The 19024-nt window shown below is 44.5% G+C and carries 19 protein-coding genes; 2 read left to right on the forward strand and 17 right to left on the reverse strand.

The genetic code is table 11. The features are described from left to right. Window positions 1–19 precede the first annotated feature (19 nt). From FHS68_RS24315 to FHS68_RS24385, 15 genes are all read right to left on the reverse strand, one after another. Window positions 20–1522, reverse strand: a complete 1503-nt coding sequence (locus tag FHS68_RS24315; RefSeq protein WP_167276197.1) for a sugar ABC transporter ATP-binding protein — start codon at window positions 1520–1522, stop codon at window positions 20–22. Window positions 1523–1593: 71 nt separating this feature from the next. Then, window positions 1594–2754 carry a Gfo/Idh/MocA family protein gene (locus FHS68_RS24320; protein ID WP_167276200.1) on the reverse strand — a complete coding sequence of 387 codons (1161 nt, stop codon included), beginning with the start codon at window positions 2752–2754 and terminating at the stop codon, window positions 1594–1596. Window positions 2755–2814: 60 nt separating this feature from the next. Then, window positions 2815–3852: a sugar phosphate isomerase/epimerase family protein gene (locus tag FHS68_RS24325; RefSeq protein WP_167276201.1), complete on the reverse strand. Its 1038-nt coding sequence runs from the start codon at window positions 3850–3852 to the stop codon at window positions 2815–2817. Window positions 3853–4011: 159 nt separating this feature from the next. After that, window positions 4012–5226 carry a hypothetical protein gene (locus tag FHS68_RS24330; protein WP_167276204.1) on the reverse strand — a complete coding sequence of 405 codons (1215 nt, stop codon included), beginning with the start codon at window positions 5224–5226 and terminating at the stop codon, window positions 4012–4014. Between the two features lie 22 nt (window positions 5227–5248). Next, a complete protein-coding gene (locus tag FHS68_RS24335; RefSeq protein WP_167276206.1) occupies window positions 5249–6316 on the reverse strand; it encodes an aldose 1-epimerase family protein in 1068 nt (355 codons plus the stop codon). 85 nt (window positions 6317–6401) lie between these two features. Next, entirely contained in the window at window positions 6402–7214 is an 813-nt protein-coding gene (locus tag FHS68_RS24340) for an alpha/beta fold hydrolase (RefSeq protein ID WP_167276209.1), read from the reverse strand. 17 nt (window positions 7215–7231) lie between these two features. Further along, a complete protein-coding gene (locus FHS68_RS24345) occupies window positions 7232–8059 on the reverse strand; it encodes a sugar phosphate isomerase/epimerase family protein (RefSeq protein ID WP_167276212.1) in 828 nt (275 codons plus the stop codon). Window positions 8060–8086: 27 nt separating this feature from the next. Next, window positions 8087–9130 carry a ThuA domain-containing protein gene (locus tag FHS68_RS24350; protein ID WP_167276214.1) on the reverse strand — a complete coding sequence of 348 codons (1044 nt, stop codon included), beginning with the start codon at window positions 9128–9130 and terminating at the stop codon, window positions 8087–8089. Between the two features lie 7 nt (window positions 9131–9137). Next, window positions 9138–9989 carry a sugar phosphate isomerase/epimerase family protein gene (locus tag FHS68_RS24355; protein ID WP_167276217.1) on the reverse strand — a complete coding sequence of 284 codons (852 nt, stop codon included), beginning with the start codon at window positions 9987–9989 and terminating at the stop codon, window positions 9138–9140. Between the two features lie 101 nt (window positions 9990–10090). Continuing rightward, the gene (locus FHS68_RS24360; RefSeq protein WP_167276220.1) at window positions 10091–10858 is read right to left on the reverse strand and encodes a 3-keto-disaccharide hydrolase; all 768 of its coding nucleotides are present in this window, start codon (window positions 10856–10858) and stop codon (window positions 10091–10093) included. A 233-nt stretch (window positions 10859–11091) separates the two neighbouring features. Beyond that, the gene (locus tag FHS68_RS24365; protein WP_167276222.1) at window positions 11092–11646 is read right to left on the reverse strand and encodes a fasciclin domain-containing protein; all 555 of its coding nucleotides are present in this window, start codon (window positions 11644–11646) and stop codon (window positions 11092–11094) included. Window positions 11647–11782: 136 nt separating this feature from the next. Beyond that, a complete protein-coding gene (locus tag FHS68_RS24370) occupies window positions 11783–12928 on the reverse strand; it encodes a beta-1,2-mannosidase (RefSeq protein ID WP_167276225.1) in 1146 nt (381 codons plus the stop codon). Window positions 12929–13003: 75 nt separating this feature from the next. Continuing rightward, on the reverse strand, window positions 13004–13615 hold the full coding sequence (locus FHS68_RS24375) for a YceI family protein (RefSeq protein ID WP_229212048.1): 612 nt from the start codon (window positions 13613–13615) through the stop codon (window positions 13004–13006). A 99-nt stretch (window positions 13616–13714) separates the two neighbouring features. Continuing rightward, window positions 13715–14275: an RBBP9/YdeN family alpha/beta hydrolase gene (locus FHS68_RS24380; protein WP_167276228.1), complete on the reverse strand. Its 561-nt coding sequence runs from the start codon at window positions 14273–14275 to the stop codon at window positions 13715–13717. 40 nt (window positions 14276–14315) lie between these two features. Beyond that, window positions 14316–14696, reverse strand: a complete 381-nt coding sequence (locus tag FHS68_RS24385) for a helix-turn-helix domain-containing protein (protein ID WP_167276232.1) — start codon at window positions 14694–14696, stop codon at window positions 14316–14318. A gap of 330 nt (window positions 14697–15026) precedes the next feature. Here FHS68_RS24385 and FHS68_RS24390 point away from each other — a divergent pair, with 330 nt between their 5' ends. Together FHS68_RS24390 and FHS68_RS24395 are read left to right on the forward strand one after the other, a co-directional pair. After that, window positions 15027–15590 carry a hypothetical protein gene (locus FHS68_RS24390; protein ID WP_167276234.1) on the forward strand — a complete coding sequence of 188 codons (564 nt, stop codon included), beginning with the start codon at window positions 15027–15029 and terminating at the stop codon, window positions 15588–15590. A gap of 2 nt (window positions 15591–15592) precedes the next feature. Further along, the gene (locus FHS68_RS24395; protein WP_167276237.1) at window positions 15593–15787 is read left to right on the forward strand and encodes a hypothetical protein; all 195 of its coding nucleotides are present in this window, start codon (window positions 15593–15595) and stop codon (window positions 15785–15787) included. A 681-nt stretch (window positions 15788–16468) separates the two neighbouring features. Here the strand turns inward: FHS68_RS24395 and FHS68_RS24400 are convergent. Both FHS68_RS24400 and FHS68_RS24405 read right to left on the reverse strand, forming a co-directional pair. Further along, window positions 16469–17557 (reverse strand): formylglycine-generating enzyme family protein, encoded by a 1089-nt coding sequence (locus tag FHS68_RS24400; RefSeq protein WP_167276239.1) that lies wholly within the window; start codon window positions 17555–17557, stop codon window positions 16469–16471. Window positions 17558–17587: 30 nt separating this feature from the next. After that, on the reverse strand, window positions 17588–19024 hold the full coding sequence (locus tag FHS68_RS24405; protein ID WP_167276242.1) for a phytoene desaturase family protein: 1437 nt from the start codon (window positions 19022–19024) through the stop codon (window positions 17588–17590).

The following is a 19024-nucleotide window of genomic DNA, read 5'->3' on the forward strand; positions in this document are numbered from 1 at the left end:
TTACTTCGGCTTTCTTCCGTCAGGCAACTGCGTATTTCATGATCAATTCCTGCGTCGCTTCCTGTTTTGAAAGCAATGCGGTTGGCTTTCCTTTCGATAAAACCAAAATCCGGTCGCACATACCCAGGATTTCAGGTAATTCTGACGAAATCATGATGATTGCAATACCTTCTTTTGCAAGGCCGCGGATGAGTTTATATATTTCAAATTTTGCGCCCACATCGACTCCCCGCGTCGGTTCATCAAGAATAATAATGCTTGGTGAAGCCAAAAGCACTTTCCCAATGACCACTTTCTGCTGATTTCCCCCACTCAGATTCACAACCTTCTGATCGGCTCCCGAAGTTTTAATTTTCAGGTCCAATATCATCTGGTCTGTCGCATACAGCTCGCTTTCTTCGCTGATAAAAAATCTTTTTTTATGTTTTGCCAAGCTCGACAATGTAATGTTCTCTTTTACAGACATTTGGGGAATGAATCCGAGCCGCTTCCTGTCCTCACTTACATAACCGATGCCTTGCCTTAAAGCCTCTTGTGGGGAATTAATGTCTTTTTTATGTCCGGATATCTGAATTTCTCCACTATCCAATGTGTCCAATCCGAATATAGCCCTCGCAATCTCTGTTCTGCCAGCACCCATCAATCCCGCAAGCCCCAGAATCTCGCCTGCCCGGACCTCAAAACTGATTCCTGAAAACTTTCCTTTTTTATTTAAATTATTGACAGATAACACCTTCTTGCCAAAACCATTTATCTTCTCCGGAAACATCTGATCGATTTCCCTGCCGACCATCATTGCAATCAGCGAATTTCTGTCCAATTCTGCTGCGGCCTTCGTAGCAATATATTTTCCGTCGCGGAGAACGGTAATGGTGTCCGAGATCTCAAAGATTTCGTCCATTTTATGAGAAATGTAAATGATGCTGACGCTCTTTTCCCGGAGATTACGGATAATGTCAAAGAGCGTAGATACCTCTTTATCAGAAATTGCAGAGGTTGGCTCGTCCATGATAATCACTTTGGCATCATTGGAAATGGCTTTTGCAATCTCAACCATCTGCATTTGGGCAATGCTCAGGTTTCTCATTTGGGTGTCCGCCGCAATGTTAACACCCAATTGTTGCATCAGCTCACTTGCCTTCCGGTTAATCGTCGAATCATTTAACCAGCCCGAAAACAACCCTTTTTTACCAGAATTTTCCCTTTCTCGACCCAAAAATATATTCTGTGCAACTGTCAGTTCTGGAACAATCAGGATTTCCTGATGGATCATGGAAATCCCTTTTTTCTGGATATGGTGGACATTGAAATCCTTAATGCTTTCACCTTCAAACAAGACTTCCCCCGAATCAGGTGCCATTAACCCAATCAGGATTTTCATAAAAGTTGACTTCCCAGCTCCGTTCTCCCCCATCAATGCATGCACCTCTCCCCGTTTCAGATTGAACTGGACATTGTCCAATGCTTTCACACCGGAAAAAGATTTGGAAAGTTGATTGACCCGCAGAATAAACTCAGACATATTTTTTCTATTGAAAAAAGGCCCTAGCGCAATGCTGGGGCCTCTAAATATCCGTCGGCTTAAGCCGACGGTCAATTCTCCCAGGTTACTCCTGTGTCTTTCCAACTTTTTGATGCTGCTGAATCCAGTACTGCTTCACACACTTTCTGGGTTTCATAGGCATCTTTGAATGTGGGTAGGCAGGGTTCACCAGTTTCCAGACTTTCGAAAAAATCAGCGGCCTGGTGAATGAATGAATGTTCATAACCAATGCTGGTACCCGGTATCCACCATCTTTTCATATAAGGCTGATCAGCATCTGTTACCAAAATCGATCTCCATCCCCGAACAATCGACTCATCGCTGTGGTCGAAGTATTCCAGGCGGTTCAGATCATGCAGGTCCCATTTGATAGAAGCATGCTCGCCATTTATTTCAAATGTATAAAGTGCTTTATGGCCACGGGCGTAGCGTGTAGATTCAAAAAGCCCCAGAGAACCATTATCAAAATGGCAATGAAAAATACAAGCGTCATCAATACCCACTTTCTGGACCTGCCCACTTTCAGAATGGACACGCTCCTTGATAAATGTTTCGGTTACAGCCGAAACATCTTTGATACCTCCATTAATCCACATGGCGGTATCAATACAATGCGCTAATAAGTCTCCCGTTACACCAGAACCAGCAGCATCCACATCCAGGCGCCAGGTCGCAGTACCTCCCTGAGGAACATCCGGATTGATTGTCCAGTCCTGCAAAAAATTAGCACGATAATGGAAAATTCTGCCCAGCTTACCTGAATCAACAATTTGTTTAGCCAAAGTAACAGCCGGAACACGACGGTAATTATACCAAACTGTATTTTGAACCCCTGCTTTCTCTATGGCATCCACCATTGTTTTGGCTTCTTCCAGTGTTCTGGCAAGCGGCTTTTCACAAAGGATCATTTTGCCAGCAGCAGCCGCAGCAATTGCAATTTCAGCGTGAGTGTCATTGGGCGTACAAATGTCCACCGCGTCGATATCGTCGCGTTCAATGATCTTTTTCCAATCCGTTTCAACGGATGCATAACCCCACTGCTCCGCGAAAGCTTTCACTTTCTCTTCATTGCGGGAGCAAACTGCCTGTAATACAGGGCGATATTCCAATTCAGGAAAAAAATCGCCTATTCTTTTATATCCATTGGAATGCGTCCGGCCCATAAGCCCGGTCCCAATCAATGCAATTCTGATTAATTTTTTTTCTGCCATGATCTTTTTTCAATTTCCGTCGGCTTAAGCCGGCGGCAAATGGTGAATGATGATGATTATTTAAATCTCCTGATACCAGCCGTGTGCTTTGCGGACATTGATCAACGCTGCCAGGATATCATTCCAGGTTTGCTGATTGTACATTACTTCGTTCGGGAACATGCAGCCGTCCCAGCAAATGTGGCCGAATGCTTTGGTGAGATTTCCATTTTCGTCTCGCAGCCAATATCCGGCGTCATGGGTAATGTCTAGCTTTCCGTTAGGATCCGTAGCCAGACAGTGGCGGCCCGTTTTGTCGTGCGAACCTGTTCCATGAACCGTTCCGTCATTTTGTGCGACATGGAAATCGATTGTCCAGGGACGCAATGCCGCTGTCATTGTTTTAAGGGCTTCGTCCAATGCGGGGCGGTCATTCCATTCAAAATCAACTGGGAGTACGCGGTCCTCGGGACGGTTATAACCCAGCAGATACAGGAATGTATGCGACATATCGGCCTGAAAACCCATATTTGGGCGATCCACGGCTTCCATAGTATCGATCATGGTTCGCCAGCTATGCATACCTCCCCAGCAGATTTCACCTTCAGCAGCCAGTTTCTCGCCATAATCAGCGGCTACATCACAGGCTCTTCTGAATGTCTCAGCGATTAGCTTGGTATTGCCGGCAGGGTCCAACGCCCATGTTTCCGGCTTGCTCGCAGAGTCGATACGCACAATACCATTGGGACGAATACCATGTTCTCTCAGTTTTTGACCAAAAATGCATGATTTGCGTACCATTTCCACGAAGGTATCGCGCTCGTCCTTACTACCCATCGCGGGCCCGCCCCAGATGGGTGCAACCAGACTTCCTACTTCGAGATTCAGTCCGTTTAATTTGTCTACCAGACTTTTGATACCATCATCACTCATATCCAAGTCGATATGCGGGTCAAAAAGGCCGAGATCGACACCATCAAATTTCACACCGTCTACCTCAGCAGCAGCGGTTTTTTCCAGCATGGTGTCAAAAGAAATCACAGGCTCAGAATCAGAACCTTTTCCCACAATACCAGGCCATGTAGCATTGTGAAGTTTGGGATAATTATTTTCAGGCATGGGTTAAGAGGTTTTGGTTAGTAGCTGGGAGCTAAGCTGTTGGCTGTTAGCTGTTAGCTGTTAGCCATTAGCTTGGTTTAGAAATTAAAATAAGAATCCTAAAAATGTATTTATCTTAAAGAAAGCAAAAAAAGCTAAAAGCTAACAGCTAATAGCTCCCTACAACACCAGATCCGGATTCCCCGGTCCAAAATGCTTTAAAATCACAATCGGGTCCGTTTTAGATGGGTTGCTGATTACGACTCCTTCGGTGGCAGCCTTTTCGCTTATAAAGAATTCATCGTGAGTCAATTGTCCGTAGCGGATCAGGGCAGGGGTTTCAATATCCCACTCTCCAAATTTGCCGTGGCCTTGCATTACGATGATACCGTAGGCTGCGGCATCTTTGATGGTTACTGTTTTTCCTGGGAACACAGTCAGCTCTTTCGCGCTGAATGCTTCGTTCAGATAGCAAACCCATTTTTCACTGTAACCTTCTGCTTCCATTTCGGCGTCATCCTTTACCGATTTTGGACGCATAAAACGGGTTTCCAGCAAATTTGGGTTTACATTCAAATCCCAGTCGATCACCTCCATTAATTGATCATAATCACCTTTACGGTTCTCGGGGGTACCATTCCAAAGCAATTCCTCAGGAACAATCGCCTCATTCACGAGAGATTGGTACATTGCAAAAACGTCGGATGCTTTTTGTGGCTCGTAGGTACACAAGCTTCCGGGTGCGTGGAGCATGCCTGGGGGAACGTCCCAGCCCGTGCCGGGTTCGAGCCGGAAAGCAGACGAGAAATTCGTGATCTTATTATCGCCTTTGTTGAAATTCATCAGACATTCCTTGATCTGCTCCTTCGTTGTTCCGGGTGTAATTCCAAAGAAAGTATAGGGAAAATCCCCTCCGTGGTTATTAAGTTGTGGCGGGAAATAATAAGCCTCAGGTTTACCATTTTGGCCAATTAATGCCGCGTGCTCATCATTGTGGTGAATGTGGTGCGGAAGTGGGCCCATATTGTCAAAGAACTTGGAGTACATCGGCCAGCTTTGATATTCGTCCCAAAGACGATCGCCGATCAATGCACCTTTCAGCTCATCGACTGCATCTTTCAGTAAGATTTGCTGTTCGCCATTTCCATCGTCGTAAACAATAGCACTTAATCCTTCATTTTCGCCAGTCAAAGGGCCATTTTTTGCAGGAGTTGTGGATGACAACCAACGTTCGTCGATCCCGCCACGCACGCCACCCAGCACATAATAATCGTCCGGATGTAATTTAATCCTGCGGCCTGGAACACAGAATGAACGCGGAACCCAGGTAGGCGCCAAACGTAAAATCCCTTTTCCCTGCTCTAACGCCTTCTCGGCTATACTTGAAAGTCCCATTTGTTGTTTAAAAAAATAAATTTTATAAAAAATATTCGTCGATTGCTTCTTTCTCGGTCATTACCGTCAATTCCAAATCATATTTCCGCGTTTCTTCGGGTTTGATAAAGATTAATGTTCCGTCTTTCCTTGCTTTCCCCTGGCCCGAGAGCGGATGCGTGCAGGGTTCAAGGCCCGTAACATATTCCCCTTTGCCCCAATGCTGCCAGTTTGCAAGCCAGGGTAACTGTTCTTTTTTAAATTTCAGGCCGACAGCCAAACCTATTTTTTCATTATAAAGTCCGCAAACGCTTTCGCCAAAAATATCTGCATCTATATCGATCAATGCCACTTCTTCGCCACTCCCAAGGTGATCATCCAAAGGTGCGGGACACTTTTTGAAATCATTTCCTTCTTTAAATATCCTGGCATTTTCTGCACCATGCCGCGGATACCATTTGCCTTTCCAAAGAATATCCGTTCCTTCGTCCGCCAGCGGCCAGCCGAAATTGAAATGGTACAGCAGCATATGCGGTGTCGCAGTATTGGCCTTATTTATCACCTCATCATGAATGTAAATCGTCGGCTTCCCCAATGTCGCCGAAATAGTCCTTCGCAATTCCAGGCTCGGCCCAAATGGTTTTGTTTCGCGAATGATGCCGGTAATACTCATTTCCAGCTTTCCGGATCTCAAATCGGGTTGAATGATGGATACGATTTCCGCGGGTGAGTTACCAATCAATCCGTGCAAACCTCTGTCGCCAAATTCGTCGGACTCGGGACCGCCTGCATGGGAAAGTCCGCAAGTAGTTAGTAACCCTCCGCCAAATGTCCTTAGCCAGTCGATCCCCTTATCTGAAAACGGTTGCGGATATGTTACGCCTCCATGACTGATCCAGGCCAGACTATGTTGATTATAAAATGCCTCCGCAATGTCCATCGCCCTGTCGATCACCACTTTAAACCGCAAACCCGTTCCCGTATTGATCCAGGCAATGCGTGTGCCTCGTCCAGCTCCATTATCCAGTACGGAGGTTTCGATTCCACCGACCTGAGCATGATTGGATATTTTGTAAACCCAATCTGTTATTTTTGAATTGGTAGGCTCCATTATTTTGTTTTAACCAAAATTACCTAATCCTTAAAAGGTAAAAATCACCTTACTTTAATGTCTTTGATCTGGAAATGCATTCAATTCAGACCGACGGCACATTCGTAAGCCAGATACGCACCCGTTCATTGAAATCTTCCGTATCTTCAAAATGGAATGCATGACCCAATTTGTCGTAAAGAAAAAGCTCTGATCCTGGGATTCCATTTGCAACTTCTTCGGCCATCCAAACCGGTGTGAAAATGTCCTCCCTGCCGCCAATGACCAATGTTGGTTTGTTAATTTTACCCAAATCCGGCAATGCATTGTGATTGATGCAAGCAGCAGCCTGTCCCTCCAATCCATGTAAAGGTTGTGGAAATGGATTCACCGCATCCTGCTTTCTCCCGGTTTCCAGTTCCGCATGCTTTTCAGCATTGTCCCAGGTTGCTTTGGAAAAAATCAAAAGTTGCATGTACAGGCTGAATTCTTCTGGGCGGAATCGCGCCTTACTATTCATAATATGTTGAAAAAGTCCTTTGGCATAATGGTCACACCTTGCCCACGGACACATCAAAACCAAAGATTTCACTTTATTCGGGTGACGGATTGCCAGCTGTTGCGCAATGGTACTGCCCATTGAACAGCCAATTACACTTACATTTTCAAGACCGAGAAAATCCAGCAAACCGGCATAATCGTCCGCCATTTGTTCCGAAGAATAAGGTCCCGCAGGTTTATCAGTCTGCCCAACCCCGCGATTATCGCCAATAATGCAGCGAAAATGGCGTTGCCAATCGGCTACATGCACATCCCAAACCGTCCCGGGCGCCGTAATGCCCATAATCAACAGCAAAGGCTCGCCAGAACCGCATTCTTCGTAGTAAAAGTTGATTCCGTTGGTTTGGATCGTGGGCATTGGGAAAAGCTGTTAGCTTATTTTAGTGCTGGAATCAAATCCTCCTGAATCCATTTTCCATCATGAAGCGTCACAAAATCGGGATCTTCCAATGCTTCTTCTCCTTCATCTTCACAAATGATCCATCCGCTATAATTGATATCTTTTAGCCACTGCGTCACGCCAAGAAGGTCCACTTTACCCTTTCCCATTAATGCAAATTCTGGTTCACCGTTCCAATCCTTGAAATGAACGTGGTTGATCAGGGACTGATATTCCTTCATTTTGGTTAGTGGGTCCATACCACCGTTGATAATGTGGCCCACATCCGGCGTCCAGCCGGTAACTGCCGAATCCAGCGATTCGAGGACAATTTTATAATCCTCTTCGGTGCGGATGATAGAAGTGTGGGGAGAATTGGGATGGTAGCTGCACGGAACACCTTTGTCGGCTGCCCTTTTCGAAACCGCATTCACAATATTGACCAGCCTTTTCTGCCTTTCGGTCAAGTGATGTCTCCCTGATGGAATTTGCACAGTATTTAAAACTGCGCCTGGAAAGCGTTGTAATACTTTAATTGCATGGTCGGCCACTTCGCGTTCCCTTTCCGTTTCTCCCTCTTCGTTCCAATCTAATGCAAGGGCCAAGGCCGCCAGCTCTATTCCTTGTTCTTTTAATTTCTCTTCCAACTTGTCCGGATCGATCAAATCGCCCATCCAGGTGAATATTGGCTGTATTCCTGTAAAACCAGCTTTTGAAATAACCTCAATCATATGCCCCAGACGACCCTGATGGGTATGTCCGCTGCCACTCATAAACCAGGTATATACCTCGGAGCCAAAGCGAAATGGAATTTGTACTGACATTTACTTTTTATGAAATTTTGAAAAAACTTACTTTCCCTTCTTTTTGACGATCTCGCCCGGCATGATCAGCGCATCCCAACCCGCGAGATCGGATGGTTTTACATTCGCTTTATAGCCGCTGAAATTGAATGTGGTCGGTTTGTAAGGTCCTACAAACGCAATATCATTGCCTGGTTTGATCTCCTTTTCCATTCCCATACTCCAAAACATCGCATTGACCACCATTCGGCGGAAACCTTCATTCAGTATGTCTTCGGAAGCTCCATGTGTAGTTGTAAAAGTGCGGCCGGTTTTGCCCGAGCCTATTTTGTAATCGTGAATCCAGGCAACCGGCAGCAGTTCCTTGGTTTTGTCCGGCTCCGACGTTGCGGTCATGCCATTCAGCACTTCGCCTCTCGCGAGTACCGTTCCTTTGGGGTAAGTGGTGTAACCTCCCGATTGTACCCACATATCCTTCACGCCCAGCATGATAGGATGCTGGGCCTCAGAAGGTTCGATAAGGATTTTTGAACTTTGTTTGTGATTGGTACCGTAATGTGACACCCAGGTTTCACCCAGCACATATTCTCCAAAACCATCCTTCCAATCGGTTTTGGGGCCTTTATAGTCCCAGCCGTAATGTTCCCATTTGGGATCATTTTTGATGTCAAAAGCATGCGTAGATGTTCGAAAGGCCACAATAGGGCCGCCGCGTTTGACATAATTGTCAATGTGCTGCATTTCTTTATCCTCAAAATGGGCAAATCGCATGAACATGACCAGCAGGTCTGCTTTTTCCAATATATCCAGTCCTTTCAGATTGGAACCGCCCGGTAAAATATGATCTGTGCTATCCAATGCATACACGACCGTACAATTAAACCCATATTTCTTTGCCAGGATCCGAGCCAGTGCAGGAAGGGATTCTTCGCCGCGGTACTCATGGTCGGTAGCTATAAAAACGATATTTTTCCCGACGCCCGGCCCTTTATCACCCTTGTAAATGACCCTGTATTTGCTTGCTTCCTGAGCAATCGCATTCATGCTCAGCATTAAAAGCATTGCAAAGAGTAGTCGGAAGATTGTTTTCATATTAAGATTATAACCCATGCTTCAAACCCATTTCCCTTATAAACTTGTATCCATTTTCTGCGATATCCCATGGATCATTAAACTCCCGCCAGACGCCAATTGCATTAGCGAAACCAGGATCATTTCTTGAAAAAGCTTCGATGGTTAACCAGCCATCATATTGAATAGCAGCCAAAGAGGAAAATGCATCGTCCCAGAGTACCTGACCGGCGCCAGGAGTTCCGCGGTCGTTTTCACTGATGTGCACATGGGCTAATACAGGAGCAATGGTCTGCAATGCGGTCGTGTATTTTTTCTCTTCAATATTGGAATGATGGGTATCAAACATTGCCCGCACATTGGGGTGATCAGCCGCTTTCACCAACTTCAAAAGCTGCTCCATCGTATTGCACAGATAACATTCGAAACGATTGAGGGCTTCCAGCGCAAAGGTAATGTTCGCCTGAGCGGCGTAATCAGCCGCGGCATTCAAAACTTCCCCGGCCAATGCATATTCCTGATCTTCCGGTGGCCTGTTTACAAAAACAGTGTGACCCGAATGAAAAGGCCCGCAAATAATCTTTGAATTGAGTTCATGTGCGCGATCAACGGCCCATTTAATCTTATCCAGCGCTTTCTGGCGAACGTCTGCCGATTCACTTACCGGATTATCCTCTTTTCCAAGCGTCATTACGGCTGTGGTTTCAAGGCCAAGATCTTTGGTATAATTACCCATCCGCAGATATGCCGCAGATTCCTGGGGACCCAGGTAAAATTCTACACCATCATAACCAATGCCCTTCAATCTTTCGATAATCGGAAAAAGATCATTCGAAACCGCTGCCGTCCAGGCAAGCACGTTAAATCCAATTTTGTTCATTGTTGCTGGCGTATTGCTATGAGCATTTTAGCTGCGGCCGCCGCTCGGTTAGCGATTAGCTAGGGCCGACGCTCAGTTAGCCTTTTTAGCTATTATAGTAATTACAGTTGTTTGATCCGAAGGTCTTTGTATTCCACTTTCATGGGTGGACCTACATGGACTTGTACGCCTAAAAGTCCTTTTTTGGCACCATTTACCGTATCATTGTCGGTTACGTCGCTCATGAGGACGTCGTTGATATAATGCTGAAGGTGATTTCCTTTTACTACAAGGCGGAATGTATTCCAATCTTCACTCTTGATCAGGGTTTTCAGGGAATCGGAGCTTCCAAGTGAGCCGGTTACTTCAAAACCTGTCCATGCGTTGGCTTTGACATTGGCACGAATTGCTTCGGGTGTTTTTTCGCCTGTGTACTCTTTGATGGTTGTTTTTTGGCCGCGGTAAGCCAATGTAGTACGCTTGCGCTCTTCGTAATTTTGGCCGGTATAGTTGATTTTCCCATCAATATCAGCCTGGTAGCCTTTTAATGCGAAAGGAACGTCAGTAAGCCTCTCACTTCTGTAATTGATACCGGAATTACCGTCTTTCGCAATTTTGAAAGATCCTTTAAATTCAAAATCGGCGGGTTCGCCACCTTTCCAGATAATGAAAGAATTGGTTTTGAGCAGTGTTTCGGGGGTTATTGTGCCTACCAGGCTACCGTTCTCCACGCGCCAGTATTTGGGATCTCCATCCCAGCCATCCAATGTTTTACCGTCAAAGATGGATTTAAACCCTTTTTCTTTCTTTTGGGCTATGCTGGCGCCCTGGAAACCGAACGTCAGCAATGCTGCCAGGACCAATCCGGCTTTGATAAATCTGGAATTCATCTTTGTTTTATTTACAGGTTTAGTGATGTACTAGATAATCGTTACCCTTAACACAAGGAATCTTTTTAAGGTTAATACTCTTAAAAAAGAAGAAAATAATATCCAAAAATTCCTAAAAATATCTGGCCGACTATCCTGTACTGACCTGCACTCCACAAAAAAAGCGGGAAGGCCTGAGCCATCCCGCTAACTAACAACCACTTCACAATCCAACTTCACTTATTTTTACCAGATTATGGCATTAAAACTTTGTCAACCACGTGGATCACACCATTTGATTGGTATACATCGGCGATTGTTACTTTGGCCTTGTTTCCTTTTGAATCTGTAACCATCAGGTCTTTTCCACTCATTGAAAACGTAAGTTCTGCACCCTGTACCGTTTTAGCCATTGTTTTTCCTTTTCCGTCTTCAATCATTTTCATCACTGATTTTGAATCAATTTTTCCAGGAATAACATGGTAAGTCAATACTGATGTAAGCATTGCTTTGTTTTCTGGTTTCAGCAAGTTGTCCACCGTACCTGCTGGTAATGCTGCAAATGCTGCATTAACAGGTGCAAAAACGGTAAATGGTCCTGCGCCTGACAATGTTTCAACCAATCCTGCCGCTTTTACTGCTGCAACAAGCGTGGTGTGGTCTTTGGAATTGACCGCGTTTTCAATAATGTTTTTGGATGGATACATTTCGGCACCGCCTACCATCACAGTTTTATCCTGCGCAATAGCACTGAATGTTGCCATTAGAGCAACAACTAATAAGCTCGTAAATTTGATCGACTTTCTCATAGGTAAATATTTTGTTTTTATTTACCTATCTACGTAAAGATTGGGTCTTTAGATCGAAATTTTAATATATATATCGGTTGGAGGCCTCCGAATAAATGGTTACAAAACAAGCGCTTTGCACTAGAGATGCCAGCATTCAAGGAAGCGGGTCGCCAGCGGTTTTTTGTTTGGGATCGTAAATAGCTACACCCACCCTTGAATCGGCGCATCCGTAGTATAGCAACCATTTCTTTTTGAAGTACACCATACCTTCAATAAAAACGGTCCCAGCTACATATTGGCCGCTCTTTTCGAATGATTCCATGGGACGGAAGAAAGGAACATCCAGCCTCGCCAGCAATTTGGTAGGATTATTTTTGTCGAAAAGAACCTGGCCGGCGCAGTAACTATTGGGCGTAAATCTTTTGTCGCCATCTTCGCCTTTGTCGTTTTTACCGTTATATAAGAGCACAATGCCTTTTTCGGTAACGATAGCCGGAGGGCCGCATTCTGTGAGGTTGCTGTCAAAATAGCCTTTGCGAGGCGATATCAAATTGACCAGATCTTGATTTTTATCTACAACCGGCTCCCAATTGATCAGGTCAGTGGATGTTGCCACATTCACATTGGCTTCTCCAAAATACAGCCAATACTTACCATTTATTTTTGCAATAACCTGTTTGTCATTGACGAGTTTCGTCACAATCGAGCCCGATTTAGACCATATTTCATTGAATTTTCCATTGTATGCCTTCGTGAAGGCGGGCCCATGCTTTTCCCATTTTAATAAGTCGCGGGACGTGGCGATGCCCAATCTTGCCTTATCCTGGTTCCATTGGGTGTAAATGATCACATATAAGCCATCTTCTGTCACAGCCACACGCGGGTCTTCGCAGCCTCCCGGCCATTCATTGGCTTTCTGACCATCTTCGTCAGGAAACAACACAGGTTCTTTCTTTCTTTTAAAAGTAATACCATCCTCACTTTCAGCATATCCCAACCGGGATGTGCGCTTTCCAATAGCTCTTCCCGCTTTGTCCTCTGCCCTGTAAAGCACCACAATCTTCCCGTTTTTCATGGTAGCTGCGGGATTGAATGTATCATTGGATTCCCAGTCAATCTGCCTCTTGTTCATTGGACAGAAAAAGGTGGACGTGGAATCGGGAGAGATTACCGGATTGACATCTGCGGGACGCTTAAAGCCGCCGAAAGTCCAGTCAGGAAGCTTATTTTCGGTTTGTGCATGCGCCTTGCCGCAAAGGGTGAATGCGATGATCAGCAATCCGGTAATGAAATTTTTCATAGAAATTTTTGAGTTATCAAAAAATCCGGTCTGAATCGTCAGACCGGATTGGATTTGCAATTACTAAAACTGGTGTTATTTATTGGCTACCAGATTTACGTCTAGCGTAAAATCATTTTCAATTGCCTTATCACCAAGGTTTTCAAAGAAATTAGCTGACCTGAATTTAATGTCGTATTTCGTACGATCTATCACAACTTTTGCGTTGGCAGTTACTTTTTTCGCATCGGATGTTACTGTAGCAGGAAACTTAACTTCCTGTGTAATGCCTTTGATCGTCAATTTTCCTGTTACATCATACGCATTGCCACCTTTTGGTGTTACGGATGAAATAACCAGTTTCGCCTGTGGATGCTTTTCAACAGAAAAGAAATCGTCGCTTTTAAGGTGGCCGGTCAATTTGCCATTCATTTCTTTATCAGTAACATCAGTTACTACCAAAGATTTCACATCGGCTACAAAACTTCCGCCTTTCAATTTATCGCCGTCTACAATCAGAGATCCGCTTTCGACAACCACCGTGCCTGCGTGAGTTCCGGTCACTTTTTTGGCTCCCCAAACTATTGTGCTGCTTTTTGCATCAATAGCCAGCGTTTTATCTGCCGCCTTCGTCTTACCTGGTCCGCCAGCAATAGCAGCGGCATTGAATAACAAGCCGGCCACCACGAATACAAACATTTTTTTCATAAACATCTTCATTGATTAAATTGTGGAAAGAATTTTTTGTAAGATAAACAGATAACCTAAATTAAAGAACCGCATTGCACGCTTGTACGAGAATTTTTACTATTTCGTTGCTTCCTGGGGCAGACGTTCGAAGCTGCCAAGCTGTCCCAGGATTTCTTTTCCTTCCTGCCAGTCTTCAAGTCCGGAAACTGCATTAATATGTCCTTTTTTACCAATGTTGATAAATTCACTTCCCCAGTTGCTCGCAAATACTTTCGAGCGGCTGATACTGGCGTAAATGTCATTGGTACTTGCCACCACAATACTTTCAAACGGAAAAGACCACACCGGTATTGGTGTAAAGTTTACAACAAAATTGAGTCTTTTCGATAATTCTGCATCGGCAGGTGCTACGAGTAAAGCTCCTTTTATTAGTTCTGAGGAATGTTCTTGCGCCCAATGCGCGACGGTAATGCAGCCCAGGCTGTGCGCAATCAGGATCGTCGGCTCTTCCAATTCACTGATTTGCTTCTGTAATTGCGACACCCATTCTTCTTTGACAGGCCAGTCCCAGTTTACCTGCTGTACCCTACTGAAAAGTTGAGGATACTGTTTTTCCCAGATCGTCTGCCAATGCTGCGGACCAGAACTAGCCAAACCGGGAACAGTCAGAAAATGCATGCTATTTGACAAATTTCTAATACTCTATAAAGTTACTAGATTAATTCTTTTTGAGAAAGTAATTTGCCTTTAATCTTTCATTTTCCTCTTTAAGTAATTTGATTACCTCATTCTTACTTTCGAGAAGCTCGGTCAATAACCGACAGTCCATTTTACTTCCCGGCTCATTGGAAACCGGCCATTTTACTAAATTGGGAGCATCCTTCATGTTGATATCCCGAGGAACTAACTGGCTTATGTCGACCGCAAATAATTCAGAAAGCCGAAGCAGATAGTGGACTTTGAATGTAGTTTGATCACTTTCCCACTGGCTGTAAGTACTTTGTCCGATTCCTAAATAGTCGGCAACTTCCTGTTGAGAGAGGCGGTTTTTTTCTCTTAATTGACGTAATCTGGTTCCGAAAGTCATGTATAGTGTCATGTTATAGTGGCGGGTAAAACTTACCGCAATTCTAATAAAACTTATTGTTGTTGAAGCAATAGTTGGAGATTTTTTTAAGGAGGTTTGCAAAGTCGATTTAGTTTTTGGCAACACCGCACAAAATTTTACCCTTCGGCGAACTACATAATGAAAAACAACTTTATCAAGCTTGCTACCTTTGCCCTCTGTCTTTCCATTTTAGTTGTTATGAGCTGCTCCAAAACTAATGAAGACCTTATTAGTCAGGTCAATAGCCCTTATCTTGAAAGCTAACACTGAGATACCAAATCTTCGACAGGTTGATGAGAATTATGCTGCCTTCCAGTTTTTTTGAAATCAAAAGAATATTTATCCATAACCAATAATTTGGAAAATGTTCAAATTGAAGGTATTCAGGCCATTGAGTATCCATCAAATTTTGAAGGCCTGATCATTCACCTTAATTCAAGTGAAGGAATGACAAGGGATATCATGATCGTATTGAATACTAAAAATGTCGATCAAGTATATCCATTTTTAAGATTGCATAATTTGACTTCATCATTTCCAAACAAGAATATTTCTTACTCAGGCGAGGTTAAATGGGTGAATAGGTATGGTGAGATCCTGAACAAAACGATCATTGAAAAAAACCAGATCAAAACACTAGGTATATTTGACTCGGGCAAAAATTCAAAATTCTATCCCGGAGTTACCTGTAGCTGGAAATGCTCAGATCAAGCATTTAACTCTTATTATCAGGCTTATAAGAAGCAATGTGAAAAAGATTGGTTATGCGATACTGCCTGCGACTTGGTTGGAACATACTCAATTAATTACATCTTCAATGCTGTCAAACAATGTTTCACTTGTGGTATTCAACAACCGCAATATTTAACAGGAAATAAAATGTGACAATGGAAAAGCTAACAATAAAAAACAAAGTCTTGCTTCTTATTGCGGGAATGCTGGTAGCATTTATTGGCATCGACCTAGTTCTCGCGTCCGAGAAATTTAGAGCATTGGGGTATGTACTTGCATTTGTAGGAGTAATTACCAAATTTTCTTCTATCGCACTACTAATTCTTCATGGTAAATTCACCAAATCTTAAACTGTTTGAACTGTCTCTTACCACCGATAGCTGACAGCGACAGTTCAAATAACTTACCTCCTTTCGTCACGCACCGAAAACCCAATTGTTGCTCCCATTCGTCACTCCGCCTTTCGTGCGAGTGCATCTCTGTAACGGATGCAATAATCAATATTATACCGCAATGAAAGTATGGGAATTCGATGATACGGCTACCTTTAGAGCTCTTATTATTTGCTTTATGGCAAAAAGCTAGTCAGCTGCTCCGATTGCGGCTGTGTCAGTAACATTTAGATGGAACCGGAAAGGAAATAATTGTCAAACAAGCGCGCCAAGCAGTTTAGGATATTGCTTTAATGGCTACCGCTCCCGCAAAATCTTCAACTCTTAAAGTGATGCTCAACAAAAGTTTAATCAAATTCCTCAATTGGGCAATGGTTATCACTGCAATAATCTATGTGTTGCTGTGGAAAGAATTCGGTGATTTTATGTCGAAGGGGGCGGCGCTGTATATCCTCGGATTGATATTTCTATTTGCAGTTACAAAAATATTTATTTTTTAAAAGCAGGATTGGATCAATAACTTCTATCAAATCCGCAAACAGCTGCCTTGGTTGATCATTGTTATCATCGGCATACTCATTCACTATTTCTTCATAAGAACACCATGAAAAAATATTGATCGATATAAAATATGTATCCTTATTTTTTAGCCATCACGCACCGAAAACCCAAATTATTACTCCCACTCGTCACCTCCCCTTTTCCCCTGCTGCCTGCTTTGTAACGAATGCAATAATCGTCACTGCATAAAAATGAGCCGCCGCGCTGAACGCGTTTTACGGCTCCCGGCTCGTCAGGATCGTAGCTATCAGAAGGGCCTTTGGGATTGTCCCCCGTACTTTTTGCATAATAATCCGGGCGAAAAAGATCTTCGCACCATTCCCACACATTCCCATCCATATCATATAAGCCATACGGATTGGCGGGAAAAGTCTTAACCGGAGCTGCTGCCAGGTAGCCGTCTTCTTTTGTGTTTTTATCCGGAAAACTGCCCTGATAAATGTTAGCGACCCACTTATTGCCCGGTTTGAGTTCGTCGCCCCAATAGTAGGTATGATTTCCTTTTCCACCCTGGGCAGCGAATTCCCATTCGGCCTCGGTAGGCAGCCTTTTACCAGCCCATTTGGCGTAAGCAGCCGCATCCTCGTAAGAGACATGGGTTACGGGAAAATTTTCCCTTCCTTTTATTGTGCTCGACGGACCTTCGGGGTGTGCCCAGCTGGCGCCAGGTTCATAAGTCCACCATTGCAGCGGATTTTCCAGAGAAACGCGGGTTGGCGTGGGGGTAAAAACCGCAGATCCGGGAACAAGTTTATCCGCGGGAACACCTGGATAGTCGGCAGGATTTAATGGTCTTTCTGCAACCGTCTTGTATTGGGTAGCTTTTACAAATGCCTCAAATTCCCCATTGGTTACTTCATGGTCATCCATATAAAAGCCATTGACGGATACTTCGTGCATGGGCCGCGAATCAGGAAATTCATCAGCTCCCATCAGAAACTTACCTCCGTTTATCCAAACCATGCCGGCTGTGTCGCCCTTACCTTCTACAACATAGCTTGCATTTTTAATTGCAGATGCTCTCGACGGAATCCCATCAGCAATGCAATGTGCAAGGCTGTCCGCGGTCCTTTCTTCGGCAGTCTGTTTTTTTTCACAACTGACACTAGCAAAGGCAATTAACGCAATAAAATATATTCCTAAAAAATGCTTTAATGAAAATTTCATAACACAACTATTAAACCTTCTTGTATAAAATCAACTTTTTATGATGGCAAATACGTCGCTCAGCACCTGTTTCGCTGCGTGGTATCCGCACATGCCATGCACGCCGCCGCCCGGAGGTGTTGAAGAAGAACATAAATAAATGTCCTTCGCAGAGGTACGGTAAGGGGATATACTTAAAACCGGCCTCGAATACAGCTGGAAAATATCCTGTATGCCACCATTAATGTCCCCGCCTACATAATTTGGGTTATAAGCTTCCATTTCGCTGGTATTCATCGTGTGTTTTTCCCTGATTAAATCCCTGAAGCCAGGCGCAAATCGCTCCACCTGATTTTCTATTCCGGTCGTCATGTCAATTGTCGAGCCGTGCGGAACATGGCAATATGCCCAGGCAGTATGTTTTCCTGCGGGAGCGCGGCCAGGATCAAATACACTTTGCTGTGCGAGTAACATAAATGGCTTATCCCCTTGCCTGCCTTCCGAGATACCCTTCTCGTAATCCACAATTTCCTCCAACGTATTACCCAAATGCACAGTCGCGGCATCCTGACATTCCCTGGACGTGAATGGTATCACACCATCCAGCGCCCAATCAATCTTGAAAACACCCATTCCGTAGCGGTATTTTTCTAATCTGCTCTTGTAAGAACTGCTTAGCTTGCTACCTGCCATTTTCAGCAATTGCCTGGGGGTAATGTCTGCTAAAACCACCTTTGCCGGAGGCAGCTGATCCAGGGATTCTACCTGAAAATCAGTAATAATTTTGCCGCCCAGTGATTGAAAATATGCTGCAAGTGCATTCGCGATCGACTGACTTCCACCTTTGGGAATAGGCCAGCCATTCAAATGGGCCGAGGCCATCAGCATAATGCCGAATGCCGCCGTGGCCACGTTTTGCAAAGGCTGTATGGCATGCGCGGCCATTCCTGCCCATAACCCTCTCGCTTCCCTTGTCTGAAATCTCTTCGCGGCCCATGTTGCGGAAGGAAGTGCTTTCATTCCAAACTTTGCCATTTCGATTGGCTTTTCCGGCCAGACAAACGGTCCCAGCAAGCTGGGTAATAAACCTGGAATATCGCCAACAAGTGGCCCCATAAAGTCCCGGTAGGCCGATGCATCCTTCCCCAATCCCAGCGCGGTATTTTCGAGCGATTTTTCAAGAATTGCCACCTTTCCGTCATCAAAAGGATGGGCGGCCGCGAACTTTGGCTGTATAAATTCCAGTCCGAAATCTTTTAAGGGCAGGCTTTTAAAAAAGGGCGAAAGCAATGCCATCGGATGAACAGCGGAGCAAACATCATGCACATATCCTGGCAATGTTAATTCCTGAGAGCGCATTCCTCCACCCACTGTTGATTTCCCCTCTACAATCAAAACAGAAAGCCCGGCGCGTTGCAGCGTGATTGCGGCTGCCAATCCGTTCGGGCCAGAGCCGATTACAATCGCATCATATTCTGATTTATCCAC

Source organism: Dyadobacter arcticus, from assembly GCF_011762185.1.
In the GTDB taxonomy this organism is placed as follows: domain Bacteria; phylum Bacteroidota; class Bacteroidia; order Cytophagales; family Spirosomataceae; genus Dyadobacter; species Dyadobacter arcticus.